Here is a 16,821-nt window from a genome sequence, read left to right on the forward strand (position 1 = left end):
GGGGCGTTTTTTTTATCCCAAGGATTCCAGAATGCGTTCCTCGCTCTCTTTCTTTGAGAAGTTGATGGCGCACTCAATCAAGGCCAAATGGGAATAAGCCTGTGGAAAGTTGCCCAACAATCGCTTGGTCTTGAAATCGATGTCCTCACTGAACAGCCCCAAGTGGTTGCTGTAACTGAGCAAACGTTCGAAATGCTCAAGTGCCTTTTCCTCTTCCCCAATTTTGAACAGGCTGTTGATGAACCAGAACGTACAAATGGTGAACGATGACGAAGGGAGCCCAAAATCATCTTCATTCTTGTAGCGGTACAACAGACCATCGTTGCTGAGACCTTCCTCTATGGCCCTAACGGTGCTCACAAATTTGGAATCTCTTGCATGGATAAAACCATAGGATTCCATCAGCAGCACCGAAGCATCCAAATGCCTCGACCCATACGACTGCACAAAGGCATTGATGTCACTGTTCCACGCATTTTTGTGGATATCCTCCTTGATTTCTTGCTCCAGAGCGGTCCATTTTTCAATTTTCCGGGTCTTTCCGAACATTTTGGCCACCTTTATGGCCCTGTCCAAGGCCACCCAGCACAACACCTTGGAAAAGGTAAAATGCCTATCCTCACCACGGAACTCCCAAATACCCTTGTCCGGTTCCTTCCAGTGTTTGCCCACGATCCAGACGATACCCTTGGTGATGCTCCAAAGCTCTTCCCCATTTTCAATATCGTTGCTGAACTTCATCAGTTGCTCATAGATTACATCCATCAAAATGCCGTAGATGTCGTTCTGCTTCTGCTTGTAGGCCGCATTGCCCACACGCACGGGTTTGGAGCCCTTGTATCCCGCCAAATGGTCCAGGGACTTCTCCGTCAGTTTCTTTTCCTTGTTGATGCCATACATGATCTGGAGCTTTTCGTCCTTGTCCGGCATCAGGTCTATGATGAATTGCAGATAGCGCTTCGCAGAATTCTTGTGTCCCAGTTCAGATACCACCTTGATCACCATGGAAGCATCCCGGATCCAGCAAAACCGATAGTCCCAGTTCCGCACCTCGCCAATGGTCTCGGGCAGCGATGTGGTGGCAGCGGCCAATACCGCCCCCGTCTTGTCGTAGGTGAGCATCTTCAAAGTGATGGCGCTTCGTATAATCTCGGCGTTGAACTTGTCATAGCTTGGGGCTTTGTGCGCCCAATCCAACCAATACACTTTGGTACGCTCCAGTTCCAAGGCTATTTTCACGGTGGTGGGTTTCAATATCTTCTCATTGTAACAGACCAAAAAATACCCATCTTCTTCCAAGACCAGCTCCTCACCATTGAGAACACTTTCCTTTTCGAAGGAACTATATAGGAACAAAGTATCATATTTTTCCTGATGGGTGAGGCTTGCCACAAAATCCTCTTTGATGTAGTGGGTGGTTTCCCCCATGGCATATTCCAGCTTAGGATCATAGATGACCCGCATTTTGGGCTTACCGGAAACATAGTTGATATATCGGATGATTTCTGGTGGGGCATGGTATTTACCGTCCTTTTTGTGGTAGCGGGGCATAAAGTCCATCACTTCAAAAACATCTGGCCCATTTGCGTAGCGGGTGACCAATATGGCGGTATCCCTATGGTACTGTTGGTGTATTTCGTAATTGCCCAAGGGCTCTATTTCAAAACTTCCTCCTTTTTCCTCATCCAGTAATTTTGCGAAGACCGAAGTGGAATCGAACTCCGGCAGGCAGCACCAATCCAGGGAACCTGTTTTGGATATCAAGGCCGCACTTCTACAGTTACCAATAATTCCATAATTTAAGTTATCCATACATCAATTATTCTGAAAAGGTTTCGTGTGAATTGTTTTTGCGGTCGAATTTCCCGAAATTTAAAGAAACTTAATTTTAAAACCTTTCAAAAACCATCCTTTTATGGGCAAAACTATCATAATCTCAAATCGGCTACCCGTTCAATTGCAAATCAGCAATGGCTCCATCAATGCCATTCCAAGCGTTGGGGGGCTGGCCACAGGGATGAAATCTGTCCACAGCGGAAGTGAGAGCCTATGGATAGGTTGGTCCGGACTCACGGACGAGGAGACCCCACCCGAACTGGAGGACAAAATCGATAAGGCCCTTAAAGAAAATGGCTGCGCCAAAGTAAAGCTCAACTCCAAAGAAATAGACGGGTTCTACTTTGGGTTCAGCAACCGTACCATATGGCCCCTGTTCCATTATTTCTTGGAGTATTCCGAATTTGAACTCGATTTTTGGGAAACCTACCGATCTGTCAACCAAAAATTTGCCGATGCCATCATCGAAAAATCGAATGAAGACGACACCATTTGGGTGCACGACTACCAACTGATGCTGGTACCACAAATGGTCCGGGAGAAACGCCCCGAAACGTCCATCGGTTTCTTTTTGCACATTCCCTTCCCTTCCTTTGAAATTTTTAGGACACTGCCATGGCGGGAAGAAATTTTGGAAGGATTGCTGGGCTCCGACCTCATCGGTTTCCATACCTATGACTACGAAAGGCATTTCTTGAGTTCCGTAAGAAGATTGTTGGGATTGGAAGTGAGTTTCAACGAGATCTATATGGACAACAGGTCCATCAAAGTGGACTCCTTTCCCATGGGCATCGATTATAAAAAATTCTATGATGCCGCAAAGTCCCATAGCGAGAAAGGCAGCAAGGACAGAAGTGATTTCCAACTGCGATTGGACAGCCATAAGGCCTCTGCCCCGGACACCAAACTCATTCTCTCCATAGACCGATTGGATTATAGCAAGGGAATTGCCAAGCGGCTGAATGCCTTTGAATATTTTTTGAAGAAATACCCTGAATACCAAGAAAAGGTACGCTTGATCATCCTAGCCGTACCCTCCAGGTCCAATGTGCCCCAATATCAATTGCTGAAAAAAGAAATAGATGAACTGGTGGGAAGGATCAACGGGGAACTTTCCACGGTCAATTGGACACCGATTTGGTATTTCTACCGCTCATTGCCCTTTGAAAACCTTATCGACCTGTACACTACCAGCGATATTGCCTGGTTGACCCCTCTTCGGGATGGGATGAACCTTGTGGCCAAGGAATATATTGCCACGCGAACGGACAGGACCGGAGTGCTGATCTTGAGCGAAATGGCCGGGTCGGCTTACGAAATGAACGAGGCCCTCCTCATCAACCCCAATAATTTTGAGGAACAGGCCGACACCTTGAAACAGGCCATCAATATGCCCGAAGAAGAGCAAGTGAACCGTAACACTTTTCTCCAAAACCGATTGGAACGCTACAACGTGGAAGTCTGGGCCAATGAATTCATGAACGCCCTGAACGAAAAACGGGATTTGGGACGGGCCTTTGTCTCGGAAAAAATGTCCAAGGAAATCCTGACCAGGATCACCGACCGGTATTCCAAGGCCCAAAAAAGGCTCTTGTTCCTGGATTATGACGGCACCTTGGCCGATTTCCACAAAGACCCCCAAAAAGCCTCCCCAGATGAAGAACTCTACCAGCTACTGGACCAGTTGCACGAACAGGAGAACACCACTTTGTTTCTGATCAGTGGCAGGGACAAACAGACTTTTGGCAAATGGTTCCTTCCCAGGCACTACAATATGATCGTGGAACATGGGGTCTGGATTTCCAAGAATGGAGAAGATTTCAGGATGTTGGAACAAGTGAAGGGCGACTGGATGGAAAAAATACGCCCTGTTCTGGAATCGTTTGTGGACAGGACCCCCGGTTCGTTCATTGAGGAAAAAAACTATTCCTTGGCTTGGCATTACCGGAACACGGATCCTGATTTTGGTGAAAAAAGGGCCACAGAACTGAATACCGTGCTTAGAAGTCTCATCGGCAATGACGATATTAGCGTGCTCAATGGCAACAAGGTCATGGAAGTGAAGAGCAGTAATGTGAACAAGGGAAGGGCGGCCGTCCGTATGATGGGCGAGGACAACTATGATTTTGTGTTCGCCATTGGGGATGACTGGACCGACGAGTTCATGTTCCAAGAGCTCCCAGATTCTGCCGTCACGGTGAAAGTGGGGCTGAAAAAGACCCAGGCCAAGTACCATGTGGAGAGCACCAAAAAAGTAAGGGAACTTTTAAAACGGTTTGTACAACCATGATCCAAAGACTTTTCATTCCGGTCTTCATTCTAACATATGCCTTGGTCAATGCCCAGGCCAACACGGAAGTCTATCTTTTTGACCTGACCCTGAAAAACGGGACCCCAGTATTGTCCAACCCAAAGAACATTTCCAACAATGAAGGGTATGACAACCAACCCTCCTTTTGGGATGATGATACCGTACTGTTCTCATCCACAAGGGAAGGACAAACGGACATACTCCGGTTCAACATCAACTTGGGCAGCACCACTTCTTGGCTGACCAACACCCCGACCGGAAGCGAATATTCCCCCTTAAGGATTCCTGGCAAAAATGCCATCTCTGCCATCCGCCTGGATTTGGACGGGCTGCAACGTTTGTATGAATACGATTTGAAAACGGGCGACTCCACCCCGATCACCAATCTAAAGATTGGGTACCATGTCTGGTTCAATGAACATATCCTTGTGGCCACGGTCTTGGTGGAAAATCGCATGGACCTAGTGGTCATCGATTTAGAAAAAAACACCACTCGAACCGTACAACGAAATGTGGGACGTTCATTGCACAACATCCCTGGAACCCAATTGGTGAGCTTTATCACAAAGGCCAACAAAACATGGGAAATCAAGTCATTGGAACCAGAAACGGGCATATCCAAAAAAATCACGGACACCTATCGGAACCAAGAGGACATGTGCTGGCTGGACCAGAATACCATCATCACGGGAGTCGGAAAAACATTACTGGTCATGGATACCAATTCCGGGTTGGAATGGGAGCCCATCCTGACATTTCAACAAGAGGAAATCAACAATATCAGTCGTATTGCCGTAAACCAATCCAAAAACCGATTGACCTTTGTTGCTGACGAATCTCCGGCCATGGTCGTTCAAAGACAAGTGGAAGCCTTCAACAAGGAAGATTTGGAAGGTTTCATCTCTTGCTATTCCGATAATGTCCTGGTACAGCGGTTTCCCAAAGAGACCATGTACTTGGGGAAAACCAAAATGACGGAGAGTTACGAACGATTTTTCGCCAACACCGACAAATCCAGTGTGGAAGTGGTCAAGCGTATTGTCATCGGCAATAAGGTGATAGACGAGGAAACCACCTTGGTGGACGGTAGAAAAGGACACCAAGTGGCGCTGTACGAGGTGAAGAATGGTCTCATCGCCTCCATGACCTTTATTTTTCCGGACCAGCCCACTGCAGATGCGGAAACCATAGTCCAAGAACAATTGGATGCCTATAACGCCAAGGATATCGATGCGTTCATGGACACCTATTCAGACAACGTCAAATTGTACATGCACCCGGATAAGTTGCTGTACGAGGGAAAGAAACCAATGACCGCCCAGTATAGGACTTTGTTTGAAAACACTCCCGATCTCCATTGCGCCATCAAGAACCGGATCGTAATCGGCAACAAGGTGATCGACGAAGAGTCCGTGACCGCCAATGGAACCAAGGAGTCTGCCGTGGCCATCTACGAAGTGGAAAATGGAAAAATCTCAAAAGTCACCTTCATCCAATAATTTTTTATAGTTTCCCAATTTAAAATCAACCGCTACACCATGAAGCCTATCTACACTACATTGCTCTTCCTCTTTTCAGCCTTAAGTTTTGCCCAAACCGACCTTCGGATCTATGACATCATCAATTCAGTGTCGGCGGAGCGAATTGAAAAAGACGTGACCACTTTGGCCAATTTTGGCACAAGGCACACCCTGAGCGATACCATTTCCCAGACCCGGGGTATTGGAGCTGCCAGACGGTGGATAAAATCGGAATTTGATCGGATTTCCTCCAACTGCAACAACTGTTTGGAAGTGTTCTACCAAAAAGACCTTGTCAAAAAGGGTGACAATGCCCGGATTGTCCACGATGTATGGGTGGTAAATGTGGTGGCCATTCAAAGAGGTACAAAATACCCGAACCGATACATCATCATGAGTGGGGATATTGATTCCCGGGTCAGTGATCCTGCCGATTTCACTTCGGAATCTCCCGGGGCCAACGACAATGCCAGTGGAATGGCAGGCACCATTGAAGCGGCACGCGTCCTTTCCAAATACCAGTTTGAAAGCAGCATCATCTATGTTGGCCTATCCGGTGAAGAGCAGGGTCTTTACGGCGGAAAAGGATTGGCAGCCCATGCCAAGGAAAAGGGATGGGACATTGTCGGCATCCTGAACAACGACATGATCGGCAACATCACGGGTGTTGATGGTGTGGTCAGCAATACGGATTTCCGGATTTTCTCCGAACCCGTACCACCCACAGAAACCGAGCAGCAAAGAAATGCCAGACGGTTCTATGGTGGCGAAGTGGATGGGATTTCCCGCCAATTGGCCCGCTATGTGTACCAGACCACAAAGACCTATATGCCTGAAATGAATCCCATGATGATCTATCGATTGGACCGTTTTGGTCGCGGGGGACACCACAGGCCCTTCAACGATGCCGGGTTTGCGGGCATCCGCATCATGGAGGCCCATGAAAACTATACCCAACAACATCAAGATATCCGTATGGAAGATGGCATCGCCTATGGCGATGTATTGGAACATGTGAATTTTGATTATGCCAAAAAGCTCACCGCTGTGAACGCAATCAACCTGGCATCCATCGCTTGGGGCCCTCCAGCGCCTGAAACTGTGGAAATCGGTGGGATCGTGGAGCCCAACGCCAAATTGAGATGGAGCAAGGTGGACGGGGCCGTTGGATATAAAATCTATTGGAGGGACACCACTTCCCCTACTTGGGACAACTACAGGTATGTGGGAGATGTGACCGAGCATACACTGGAAGGCATCGTCATTGACAATTTCTTCTTCGGGGTAGCCGCCATTGGGAAGGATGGACATGAAAGTCCCGTGGTTTTCCCCAATAAGATCTTTAGGTAGAACATCACTTTGAACACCAACTAAAAGACGTAAAAACCACACATGAAACACTATTTTATTTTAGCAACATGTCTATTGAGTATGGGCATGGTATCCGCCCAGAATTTCACCCGACAGGACACCCTAAGGGGGAGCATAACCCCCGAACGCGAGTGGTGGGACCTGAACTATTACCACTTGAACGTCAAGGTCGACCCGGCAGAAAAGTTCATTTCGGGGCATAACATTGTTCGCTATAAGGTGTTGGAAAGTGCGAAGGTGCTCCAGATAGACCTTCAGGAACCCATGCAGATAAGTACCATCACCCAAGATGGAAAAAAATTGAAATTCACCTCTGAGGAGAATGCACACTTCATCCAATTAAAGAAAAAGCAGGTGCCTGGCGAATTCAATGAGCTTAAAATCGAATATTCGGGCCATCCCAGAGAAGCGGTGAGGGCCCCATGGGACGGTGGTTTTTCATGGAAACAGGACGCCAATGGCCATCCCTTCGTGGCAACTTCCTGCCAAGGACTGGGAGCCAGTGTCTGGTGGCCCAACAAGGATCATATGTATGACGAAGTGGACAGCATGCGCATCAGTGTGACCGTTCCCAAAGACCTGATGGACGTATCCAACGGAAAACTGGAAAAAGTGGACGAAGTGGGCAATCAAAAAACCTACCACTGGTTTGTGGCCAATCCCATCAACAATTATGGAGTGAACGTGAACATTGGCAACTATGTGCATTTTGGTGAAAAATATGAAGGTGAAAATGGCACTTTGGACGTGGACTATTATGTGCTTCCCGAGAATCTGGAAAAAGCCAAGATACAGTTTGCCCAAGCCCCGATGATGCTCAGGGCCTTTGAACATTGGTTTGGCCCCTACCCTTTTTATGAGGATGGTTTCAAACTGGTAGAGGTACCCTACTTGGGCATGGAACACCAAAGCTCCGTGACCTATGGCAACCAATACGGAAACGGATATTTGGGCAGGGACCTGTCCGGCACGGGTTGGGGGCTCAAATTTGACTTTATCATCATCCACGAAGCGGGCCATGAATGGTTTGCCAACAACATCACCTACAAGGACATTGCCGATATGTGGGTACACGAAGGTTTCACCGCCTATTCCGAAAACCTTTACCTAGACTATCATTTTGGAAAAAAAGCTTCCGCAGCATATGTTGTGGGAACACGGGCCAATATTCAAAATGACAGACCGATCATAGGCCCTTATGGCGTGAACCGAGGAGGTTCTGGCGACATGTACTACAAAGGGGCCAATATCCTGCACACCTTGCGCCAACTGTTGGAAGATGATGAACAATGGAGACAGGTACTCCGAGGGCTGAACAAAGATTTCTACCATCAAACGGTGACCACAGGACAGATTGAGGACTACATCAGCAAAAAAACGGGCAAAGACCTTTCCGCATTTTTCAACCAATACCTGCGCACCACCATGATTCCCAAATTGGAATATCAGTTGGAAGATGGTACCATCAAGTACCGGTATGTGGATGTGGTGGAAGATTTTGATATGCCCGTCCGTGTTTTTGTCGATGGCAACGAAAAATGGCTGTTCCCGAGTTCAGAATGGAAAACGGAAGCCATGGACATCACAGAGCTCAAGTTTGATAAAAATTTTTATATAGAGACCCAAAAAGTCTGATTTGGAAAAACACCCTGAACATTACTTTAAAAATGATGCCGAATGGCGCGAATGGCTACACGAAAACCATTCCACCTATACCGGGGTCTATCTTATCTTCTATAAAGTGGACCACCATAAGGAAAGTATGCGCTGGGAAGAGGCCGTGAGGGTGGCGCTTTGCTATGGCTGGATAGACAGCACCGTGAAGAGCCTTGGCGACGGGAGAAGAAGACAGTACTTCTGCCCCAGAAAGCCCAAAAGCACGTGGAGCAAAGTGAACAAGGACCACATCAAGGAACTGGAAGCCGATGGGTTGCTGCACAGGAGTGGTCTGGAAGCCATTGAACTGGCCAAGGAGAATGGTTCTTGGACGGAGCTGGACGATGTGGAGAACGGTGTGGTCCCGCAGGACCTTCAAAAAGCATTGAACAAAAACAAGACAGCCCTCAATAACTTCCAAGGCTTTACCCCTGGCCAACAAAAAAGCTACCTCTATTGGTTGAACCAGGCCAAGCGGGAAGAAACACGGGAAAAACGAATCCAAGAAATCGTGGAACTCTCCGCAAAGAACATCAAGTACAGAAACTAATGAATACCATGAAAACCAACCTCACACCATATGGCCTTGCACTTTTGATCCTCTTTGTGACCGCCTGCCAGACCAAGACCAAGGAAAAAGTGGACCTGGCCATCACCAATGCCAATGTCATCCATTTGGAAACAGGAAAAGTAGAACTGCAGGACATTTACATTATGAATGGCAAGATCAAGGCCATCAAAACGGCAAAAAGCGAACAGCCGTTTGAAGCAGATTTCACCATCGATGCTACAGGAAAATATGTCTTGCCCGGTTTTTGGGACAACCATATCCATTTGAGGGGTGGTGATTCACTGATTGCCAACAACAAGAACTTCTTAAAACTCTTTATCGCGAATGGGGTGACCACGGTCCGTGATGCCGGAGGCGACCTTACCCCTTCCGTTATGGATTGGAAATCGCAGATTGCTGAAGAAAAACTGATAGGCCCTACCATTTTCACCGCCGGCCCCAAAATTGATGGACCCAATTCCACTTGGGCAGGATCGCTGGAGGTCCAATCCGATGAGGATGTACAAAATGCCCTGGATTCCTTGGAAAAATTGCAAGTGGATTTTGTAAAGCTCTACGACAGCAGGATTTCTGCGGAAAGCTATCTCAAATCCATAGCAGGGGCCGAAGAAAGAGGTCTGGTCGTATCGGGACACATGCCCTTTACCGTAACCCTGGGTGAGACCATCGAAGCAGGGATGGATGGTATAGAGCACCTGTACTACATCATGAAGGGATGCGCCAGCAACGAGGTAGAGGTCACCGAAAAAATGAAGACCGGGGAAATGGGCTTTTGGGGTGCCATGCCCGCCCTTATGGACGGCTACACGGACAGTATTGCACAACATACCTTTACCCAATTGAAGGAGAACGATGTTTTTGTCGTGCCCACCCTCCATATTGGAAAGACCTTGAGTTATTTGGATGAAGTGGACCATTCCAGCGACCCTTACTTGAAATACATGGGCAAAGGTCTCGTCAAAACCTACGAAGGAAGGATCAGAAGCGCCCTGAATGCCTCCGAGGAAGCACGGGAAAGCCGCAAACAATTGGATACCTTTTTCGGAAAATTGGCCAAATCCCTCGATACGGCCGGTGTGTCCTTGCTCGCAGGCTCTGATTGTGGTGCCTTCAACTCCTATGTCTATCCAGGAATTTCACTGCACAAGGAACTGGAAGCCATGGTGGCCAACGGTATTTCGCCATTGGATGCCTTGCGCACATCCGCCTACCATGGAGCCCAATTTTTGAGACAGACTGAAGACTATGGCGACATTTCCGAAGGGAAGGTATCCGATCTCGTCATTCTGGAAGGAAATCCGTTGGAAGATATCACCCAGACCCAAAAACTGTATTCCGTGATCAAGGGGATCCAAGTATTTTCCAAAGAAGAGCTACAACAGCTTCTGGACAGTGCTACCCTAGAATAACTTTTGTTCCGAAGGGCATCCATCAGAATCCTGTTGCGCACAAACATACCTTAATACTGTTTTTGGTATCTTTAGAAAAACTAAACAACGTGTAAAATGAGAACCACGCTCCCCTGTACTGATATTTTCAGGTCAGTTTTCCATTTTTCAACAAAATCAACTGAAGCAAAATGAAAAAATTAACAATCATTGCCCTTGTGTCTCTGGTCTGGGCCTGCAAGGAAGAGAAAAAAGAGCCGTCCATAGCGGAAACCATGCAGACCTACACCATTGCCCAGATGATGGACAATGAAGCCATTGGTGGAGGAAGTTTCTCCCCTGACAACAGTAAATTGCTGATTTCGAGCAACCGTTCCGGCATCTACAACATGTACACCGTTCCGGCATCGGGTGGGGATATGCTGCCCGTGACGCAATCCGATAGTTCGTCCGTGTTTTCCATTTCCTATTTTCCAAAAGATGAGCGCATGTTGTTCAGAATGGACAACAATGGCGATGAAATCTACCACATCTACATGCGGGAGACGGATGGCAGCCATAAGGACCTTACACCGGATGAAGGCGCACGGTCATTGTTCTACGATTGGGCAACTGACGATGCTTCCTTTTTCTATGCCTCCAACAAAAGGGACAATCGATTCATGGACCTGTATGAAATGGATTTGGAGACCATGACCCCTACCCTGATCTATCAAAACGATGCTGGATATGACATCAATGTGATTTCCCCTGACGAAAAATATGTGGCACTCAGCAAATCCATCAACACCAACGACAGTGACCTGTTCCTGTACAATCTGGAAACCAAGGAACTCATCAAGATCAACAAAAACCAGAGTGGCAACAGCGGACAGGATTTCTCGCCCGATGGCAGCGCTTTCTACTACACCACCGATAATGGCAGTGAATTTTCCTATTTGATGAAGTACAAATTGGACGATGGCACCTATGAAAAGGCCATGGCACGGGATTGGGACATTGTAGGAATGGGCTTTACCGATAATGGCACTTATCAGGTGACCTACATCAACGAGGATGCCAAGAACACCATCGAAGTGATGGAAGTGGCCACGGGAAAAAACATAGAACTTCCCAAAATTGAGAACATGGAAGTGACCAGTGTGGACTTTTCAGATGATGAGAAGATGATGCGTTTCTATGCAGGCGGCTCGCACACTCCCTCCAACCTATACGTGTATAACTTGGAGACCAAGGAACAGAAACAGCTTACGGATGTCCTCAATCCTGAAATACAGGGTCAAGACCTAGTCAAAGCAGAGGTGATCCGATACAAATCCTTCGATGGGGTGGAAATTCCGGCCATCTATTACAAACCCTATCAAGCTTCCGAAGAAAACCCTGTGCCTGCCTTGGTATGGGTACACGGTGGTCCGGGCGGGCAATCGCGCCAAAACTTCAGTGCCTTTATCCAATATTTGGTGAACCACGGCTATGCCGTATTGGCCGTGAACAACCGGGGAAGCAGTGGGTATGGGAAAACGTTCTACCAAATGGACGACCTCAACCATGGCGACAAAGATCTCAAGGATTGTGTGGAGGGCAAAAATTGGCTGGCCCAACAGCCCGGCATCGATGGGGAGAAAATCGGAATTATTGGCGGGTCTTATGGCGGTTACATGACCATGGCCGCCCTCACCTATGCGCCGGAAGAATTTGATGTGGGGGTGAACCTTTTCGGGGTGACCAACTGGATGAGGACCCTAAAAAGCATTCCGCCTTGGTGGGAATCCTTCAAAGATGCCCTCTACAAGGAGTTGGGAGATCCCTATAGTGCGGATTCCGTTCGCCTGAAGCAGATTTCACCGCTTTTCCACACGGACAAGGTGACCAAGCCGCTCATTGTGCTCCAAGGTTCCCAAGACCCAAGGGTACTTCAGGTCGAATCCGATGAAATAGTGGCCGGGGTCCGCAAAAATGGTGTGCCCGTGGAGTATGTGCTCTTTGAGGACGAAGGGCATGGATTTGTGAAAAAAGAGAACCAAATAGAAGCTTACAGCAAAATATTGGAATTCTTGGATGTGTACCTAAAAAAAGAAGAACAAGGTGCGCCCATTAAAGATGGAAGTTTATGATCAAAAAAATAGTGCCCCTATTCTTATTGTTTGTGTCGATGGTTTCAAATGCCCAACAGCCTGGGGAAGATGAATGGGGAGCGTGGTACATGTACTTTGGCACCAACAAGGTTTCCGAGAATTTCAGCATCCATACCGAGGCACAATTCAGGTATTACGAGACCACCAGCAATTTTAACCAATTGCTCTTGCGGACAGGGCTGAACTACCATATCGCCCCCAATGCCATAGCCACTTTGGGTTATGGTTATATTGATACCGACAACTCCTTTGGGGAAGTGCCCGGAGAGATCAACAGTATAGAGCACCGGATATTTGAACAGTTTATTCTAAGGAATAATGTCTGGGAATTTCTTTTTGAACACCGCTACCGTTTGGAACAACGTTTTTTGGATTTTGGCGATGCCACGGACACACAACATAGGGCCCGTTATCGCTTACAGATGACCCTGCCTCTCACCAATACCTTCTACCTGAACTTTTATGATGAATTGTTCATCAACCTTCAGGACGATCTCTTTGGTCAAAATCGACTTTATGCAGCGGTAGGTGTGAATGTTACGGAGAACAGCAGTGTTCAGTTGGGGTACATGCGCAACCAGTTTCCCAATGCGGTATATGACCGCTTGCAGGTCGCCGTTTTCTACAACCCCGACCTAAGAGGACTGTTCGCTAAAAAGAAACACTGACAAAATACAATCGCCAAAAGGGTTGACACCTCCCTAAATAATGAGTAACTTAGTCTAAAACCTAAAAATTCTTACAATGAAAAAATTACAAGCAATAACACTGGGACTTATTTTGACCATGTCCTTTAGTTGTAAACAAGCTAAAAAGGATGCCGAAGAAACCACCTCGGAAGAGGTTGTAGAAGAGGTGATAGAGGTCGTGGAGCCCACAAAGATATCCTTTGAAATGGAACCAAAGAACGACAGCAATGTGGCAGGTGAGGTCACTTTTACCGAGGACAATGGACAAGTGGTCATGAAGGCAACATTCAGTGGCCTATCGGAAGGCGAACACGCCATACACCTTCACGAAAAGGCAGACTGTTCCTCCGCTGATGGAACATCTACCGGTGGGCACTGGAACCCTACCTTTCAGCCCCATGGCAAGTGGGGAGCGGAAGAAGGCTATCATAAAGGCGACATCGGCAATTTTGTGGCAGATGCGGAAGGCAACGCCACAGTGGATTTTGCCACTGGCGAATGGTGCATCGGCTGCGATGATGAAAACAAGAACATTTTGGGCAAGGCCGTAATTGTACACCAAGGTGTGGATGATTATACTTCACAGCCCAGCGGTGATGCAGGGGCCAGAGTTTCCTGTACCGGCATCATCCAATAATCAACGATAGGGTAAAAAGAGCTGCTTTGGAGCAGCTCTTTTTTTCTTCCCATAAACAAAATGATATATGGAGACTATAAAAGAATACCCCAATGGGGAAATATCGGTGGTGTGGAAGCCAGAACTTTGTCAACATGCGGGCATATGCGTGAAAATGCTCCCAAAGGTCTACAATCCCAAAGAGAAACCTTGGATAAAAGTTGAAAACGCCACTACCGACGAACTGAAACACCAAATCTCAAAATGCCCATCAGGAGCATTGAGCTACCATTAAATACCCCAACAAAAACATGATGGAAAAAAAACACCAACTTGTGGACAACGAGGCCGCCAAACGGTTCCAGTTTGAACTGGACAATGGCGACATTGCAAAAATCGAATACATCAAGGCGCAGGAAAAGATATACCTTACCCATACCGAAGTTCCCGTAGGTTATGAAGGGCAAGGCATTGGCTCCGAACTGATCAAACAGACCTTGGAGCATATCAAGGAACAGGACTGGACCCTGATCCCCCTATGCCCCTTTGTGGCCAAGTACCTCCAACGACATCCGGAGTGGAAAGTGCTGGTCATGAAAGGAATCAATATTGGATAATCAAATCTTAACCGACTTTTCATATCTTTAGCCATAGGCTATGCAATTGGACAACCTCATACAACGATTCCAAGAAAAGGACAGGGCTGCCTTTGAAACCCTATACAATATGTATGCGGACAATCTATGCGGGGCCATCAACATCATCCTCAAAGACCCGGAACGTTCCCAGGAGCTCTGCCAGGATGTATTTGTCAAGATCTGGACCAAATCCGATCAATACGATACCTCAAAAGGACGCTTTTTTACATGGATCTTAAACATCGCCAGAAATACGGCGATCGATGAACTGCGCTCAAAAAGCCATAAAAATCAAAAGAAAAACCTATCTGTCGAAACTCTCGTAGGTATCCATGAAAACAGTGAGGATCTAAATGACAAGGTGGATACCATTGGCCTGATGTCCCTATTGAAAGGACTGAAGGATAAATGCATCTTGCTGATAGACCTGCTTTATTTCAAAGGATATACACAAAAGGAAGCCGCAGAGCATCTCAAAACGCCTGTGGGCACCATAAAAACACGAATTAGAAGCTGTATTTCCGAGATTCGGAAGAATATGGCATAAGTTATGGAAGTTGATAAGTACATAGCATCAGGTATTTTGGAACTCTATGTTGCCGGGGCGCTGACCGCCGAGCAGAATAGGGAGGTACATCGGTATGCGGAAGAATATCCAGAGATAAAAATGGAAATCGAGGCCATTGAGGCCGCCATTATGGAACTCGCCCGTACCATTTCCCCAGGCCTGCCCCAAAACGGTTTCCAGAAAATCGAGGCCGAGTTGGATGATGTGATCACATTTGTTCCGCCCACATCCAAAAAGAAGACCCCATGGGGCAGTTATTTGGGATGGGCCGCTTCTTTGTTGCTCGCTGCAGGGCTGTTGTGGGTCTACACGGAAAACAACAACCTGAAATCGGAAATAGAAGTCTCGAACCAAGAGAAACTGGACTTGGAAGAGACATTGTCGGATATCAAGGAGGAGGCCGCCCGGCAAGAAACGTTCTTGGAGATGCTGAGAGATCAGAATGTCTCCGTGATCGCCCTAGGTGGACAGGCCGTCTCACCAGAGTCCTATGCCAAGGCCTATTGGGACAAAGCAGAAAACAAAGTGGTCATCGACGCACAGGGATTGCCCGAACCGCCATCAGGGTTCACCTATCAGGTCTGGTCCTTGAAACTGGACCCGCTCACACCGACCAGTATTGGCCTTTTGGATGATTTTGTAACGACTGGAGACAAACTCTTCACGCTTGAAAATGCCAATGAGTCCGAGGCATTCGGGATTACCTTGGAACCAGAGGGCGGAAGCGAATCCCCTACCCTGGAACAATTGTACACCTTGGGGACCGTTGGCAGGTAACGAATCTTAAAAAAATAGAGCCGTCCAAAAAATTGGACGGCTCTATTTACCTAAAAAAAACACAATACCCTTTCTATAATTTAAGGCCCACCCCAAATCCAAAGATCCATGGGTCAATATCCACATCAGCTTCCACTGTTGCCCCCAAAGCCGTGGTGGCATCAACTGTGGCCGTGGTATTCAAAAAGAGTTTTTTGATGTCCAGATTCAAGAACCATCTGTCGTTCAGCATAAAATCGAAACCGCCTTGCAGTGCAAAACCAACAGCCGTGTCATACTCCACATCATTGGCCACTGGGCCTTCATCCACACCATAAAAAAGGGTGAGGTTGACCCCGGCACCCAGATAGGGAACAAAGTCGCCCCCTGTAAAATGGTATTGCCCGGTCAACGTGGGCGGTAAAAGCCAAACACTGCCCAAATCGATATCCCCAGCGGCGGTATCCACAGCCTCGACATCATGCTTCGTGGTTCCCAAAATGAGTTCCGCCGACCAGTTTTCCGTGAAAAAGTAGGTGATATCAAATTCAGGTACAACAGCGTTGGATATGGAAACATCCCCGCCTATGGCCTCTATGTCCGCTCCTTCGTCCGGCGCCACCACAATGCCCCTCAACCGGAACTGCCATTTCCCAAAATCACTGGTAGGCGAATCTTGGGACATGACCACGTTTGAAAATCCCATGAATGCCACCACTGCAAAAAGTATTGTCTTTCTCATTATACTGTTATTTAAAGATGGGAC

General features: G+C 47.4%; 15 protein-coding genes. 13 read left to right on the plus strand and 2 right to left on the minus strand.

Annotated features, from left to right (window positions below):
• Positions 1–12 precede the first annotated feature (12 nt).
• Positions 13–1,812 carry a glycoside hydrolase family 15 protein gene (locus DB398_RS03555; RefSeq protein WP_108423029.1) on the minus strand — a complete coding sequence of 600 codons (1,800 nt, stop codon included), beginning with the start codon at positions 1,810–1,812 and terminating at the stop codon, positions 13–15.
• Between the two features lie 103 nt (positions 1,813–1,915).
• Between DB398_RS03555 and DB398_RS03560 the strand changes: the two genes are divergently transcribed.
• The 13 genes from DB398_RS03560 (at position 1,916) to DB398_RS03620 (ending at position 16,076) form a co-directional block, all read left to right on the plus strand.
• Positions 1,916–4,126: a bifunctional alpha,alpha-trehalose-phosphate synthase (UDP-forming)/trehalose-phosphatase gene (locus DB398_RS03560; protein ID WP_108423030.1), complete on the plus strand. Its 2,211-nt coding sequence runs from the start codon at positions 1,916–1,918 to the stop codon at positions 4,124–4,126.
• Positions 4,123–5,646: a nuclear transport factor 2 family protein gene (locus DB398_RS03565; RefSeq protein ID WP_108423031.1), complete on the plus strand. Its 1,524-nt coding sequence runs from the start codon at positions 4,123–4,125 to the stop codon at positions 5,644–5,646. Before DB398_RS03560 ends, DB398_RS03565 begins: the two co-directional genes overlap by 4 nt.
• Before the next feature lie 39 nt (positions 5,647–5,685).
• On the plus strand, positions 5,686–7,017 hold the full coding sequence (locus DB398_RS03570) for a M28 family metallopeptidase (protein WP_108423032.1): 1,332 nt from the start codon (positions 5,686–5,688) through the stop codon (positions 7,015–7,017).
• A 42-nt stretch (positions 7,018–7,059) separates the two neighbouring features.
• Entirely contained in the window at positions 7,060–8,673 is a 1,614-nt protein-coding gene (locus tag DB398_RS03575; RefSeq protein ID WP_108423033.1) for a M1 family metallopeptidase, read from the plus strand.
• A gap of 1 nt (position 8,674) precedes the next feature.
• Positions 8,675–9,244 carry a YdeI/OmpD-associated family protein gene (locus tag DB398_RS03580; RefSeq protein ID WP_108423034.1) on the plus strand — a complete coding sequence of 190 codons (570 nt, stop codon included), beginning with the start codon at positions 8,675–8,677 and terminating at the stop codon, positions 9,242–9,244.
• Positions 9,245–9,252: 8 nt separating this feature from the next.
• Positions 9,253–10,674, plus strand: coding sequence for an amidohydrolase family protein (locus tag DB398_RS03585; protein ID WP_234416027.1), 1,422 nt, complete (start codon positions 9,253–9,255; stop codon positions 10,672–10,674).
• Between the two features lie 170 nt (positions 10,675–10,844).
• Complete coding sequence (locus DB398_RS03590) at positions 10,845–12,767, plus strand: S9 family peptidase (RefSeq protein ID WP_108423036.1); 1,923 nt, start codon at positions 10,845–10,847, stop codon at positions 12,765–12,767.
• Entirely contained in the window at positions 12,764–13,456 is a 693-nt protein-coding gene (locus DB398_RS03595; RefSeq protein WP_108423037.1) for a DUF2490 domain-containing protein, read from the plus strand. Before DB398_RS03590 ends, DB398_RS03595 begins: the two co-directional genes overlap by 4 nt.
• Positions 13,457–13,532: 76 nt before the next feature.
• Positions 13,533–14,114, plus strand: coding sequence for a superoxide dismutase family protein (locus DB398_RS03600; RefSeq protein WP_108423038.1), 582 nt, complete (start codon positions 13,533–13,535; stop codon positions 14,112–14,114).
• A 67-nt stretch (positions 14,115–14,181) separates the two neighbouring features.
• Complete coding sequence (locus DB398_RS03605; RefSeq protein WP_108423039.1) at positions 14,182–14,388, plus strand: (4Fe-4S)-binding protein; 207 nt, start codon at positions 14,182–14,184, stop codon at positions 14,386–14,388.
• A 16-nt stretch (positions 14,389–14,404) separates the two neighbouring features.
• The gene (locus DB398_RS03610; protein WP_199913344.1) at positions 14,405–14,710 is read left to right on the plus strand and encodes a GNAT family N-acetyltransferase; all 306 of its coding nucleotides are present in this window, start codon (positions 14,405–14,407) and stop codon (positions 14,708–14,710) included.
• Between the two features lie 40 nt (positions 14,711–14,750).
• Positions 14,751–15,278: an RNA polymerase sigma factor gene (locus DB398_RS03615; RefSeq protein WP_108423040.1), complete on the plus strand. Its 528-nt coding sequence runs from the start codon at positions 14,751–14,753 to the stop codon at positions 15,276–15,278.
• Between the two features lie 3 nt (positions 15,279–15,281).
• The gene (locus tag DB398_RS03620) at positions 15,282–16,076 is read left to right on the plus strand and encodes an anti-sigma factor (protein ID WP_108423041.1); all 795 of its coding nucleotides are present in this window, start codon (positions 15,282–15,284) and stop codon (positions 16,074–16,076) included.
• 73 nt (positions 16,077–16,149) lie between these two features.
• On the opposite strand, the gene DB398_RS03625 is transcribed toward DB398_RS03620, so the two are convergent.
• Complete coding sequence (locus tag DB398_RS03625; protein ID WP_108423042.1) at positions 16,150–16,797, minus strand: OmpW/AlkL family protein; 648 nt, start codon at positions 16,795–16,797, stop codon at positions 16,150–16,152.
• Between the last annotated feature and the right edge of the window lie 24 nt (positions 16,798–16,821).

Origin of the sequence: Flagellimonas amoyensis (genome assembly GCF_003058265.1) — a bacterium.
Classification (GTDB): domain Bacteria; phylum Bacteroidota; class Bacteroidia; order Flavobacteriales; family Flavobacteriaceae; genus Flagellimonas; species Flagellimonas amoyensis.

Coding starts and splice junctions, on each gene's coding strand:
- DB398_RS03555 (WP_108423029.1), bottom strand. CDS start 1,812: ATGGATAACTTAAATTATGGAATTATTGGTAACTGTAGAAGTGCGGCC.
- DB398_RS03560 (WP_108423030.1), top strand. CDS start 1,916: ATGGGCAAAACTATCATAATCTCAAATCGGCTACCCGTTCAATTGCAA.
- DB398_RS03565 (WP_108423031.1), top strand. CDS start 4,123: ATGATCCAAAGACTTTTCATTCCGGTCTTCATTCTAACATATGCCTTG.
- DB398_RS03570 (WP_108423032.1), top strand. CDS start 5,686: ATGAAGCCTATCTACACTACATTGCTCTTCCTCTTTTCAGCCTTAAGT.
- DB398_RS03575 (WP_108423033.1), top strand. CDS start 7,060: ATGAAACACTATTTTATTTTAGCAACATGTCTATTGAGTATGGGCATG.
- DB398_RS03585 (WP_234416027.1), top strand. CDS start 9,253: ATGAAAACCAACCTCACACCATATGGCCTTGCACTTTTGATCCTCTTT.
- DB398_RS03590 (WP_108423036.1), top strand. CDS start 10,845: ATGAAAAAATTAACAATCATTGCCCTTGTGTCTCTGGTCTGGGCCTGC.
- DB398_RS03595 (WP_108423037.1), top strand. CDS start 12,764: ATGATCAAAAAAATAGTGCCCCTATTCTTATTGTTTGTGTCGATGGTT.
- DB398_RS03600 (WP_108423038.1), top strand. CDS start 13,533: ATGAAAAAATTACAAGCAATAACACTGGGACTTATTTTGACCATGTCC.
- DB398_RS03605 (WP_108423039.1), top strand. CDS start 14,182: ATGGAGACTATAAAAGAATACCCCAATGGGGAAATATCGGTGGTGTGG.
- DB398_RS03610 (WP_199913344.1), top strand. CDS start 14,405: ATGATGGAAAAAAAACACCAACTTGTGGACAACGAGGCCGCCAAACGG.
- DB398_RS03615 (WP_108423040.1), top strand. CDS start 14,751: ATGCAATTGGACAACCTCATACAACGATTCCAAGAAAAGGACAGGGCT.
- DB398_RS03620 (WP_108423041.1), top strand. CDS start 15,282: ATGGAAGTTGATAAGTACATAGCATCAGGTATTTTGGAACTCTATGTT.
- DB398_RS03625 (WP_108423042.1), bottom strand. CDS start 16,797: ATGAGAAAGACAATACTTTTTGCAGTGGTGGCATTCATGGGATTTTCA.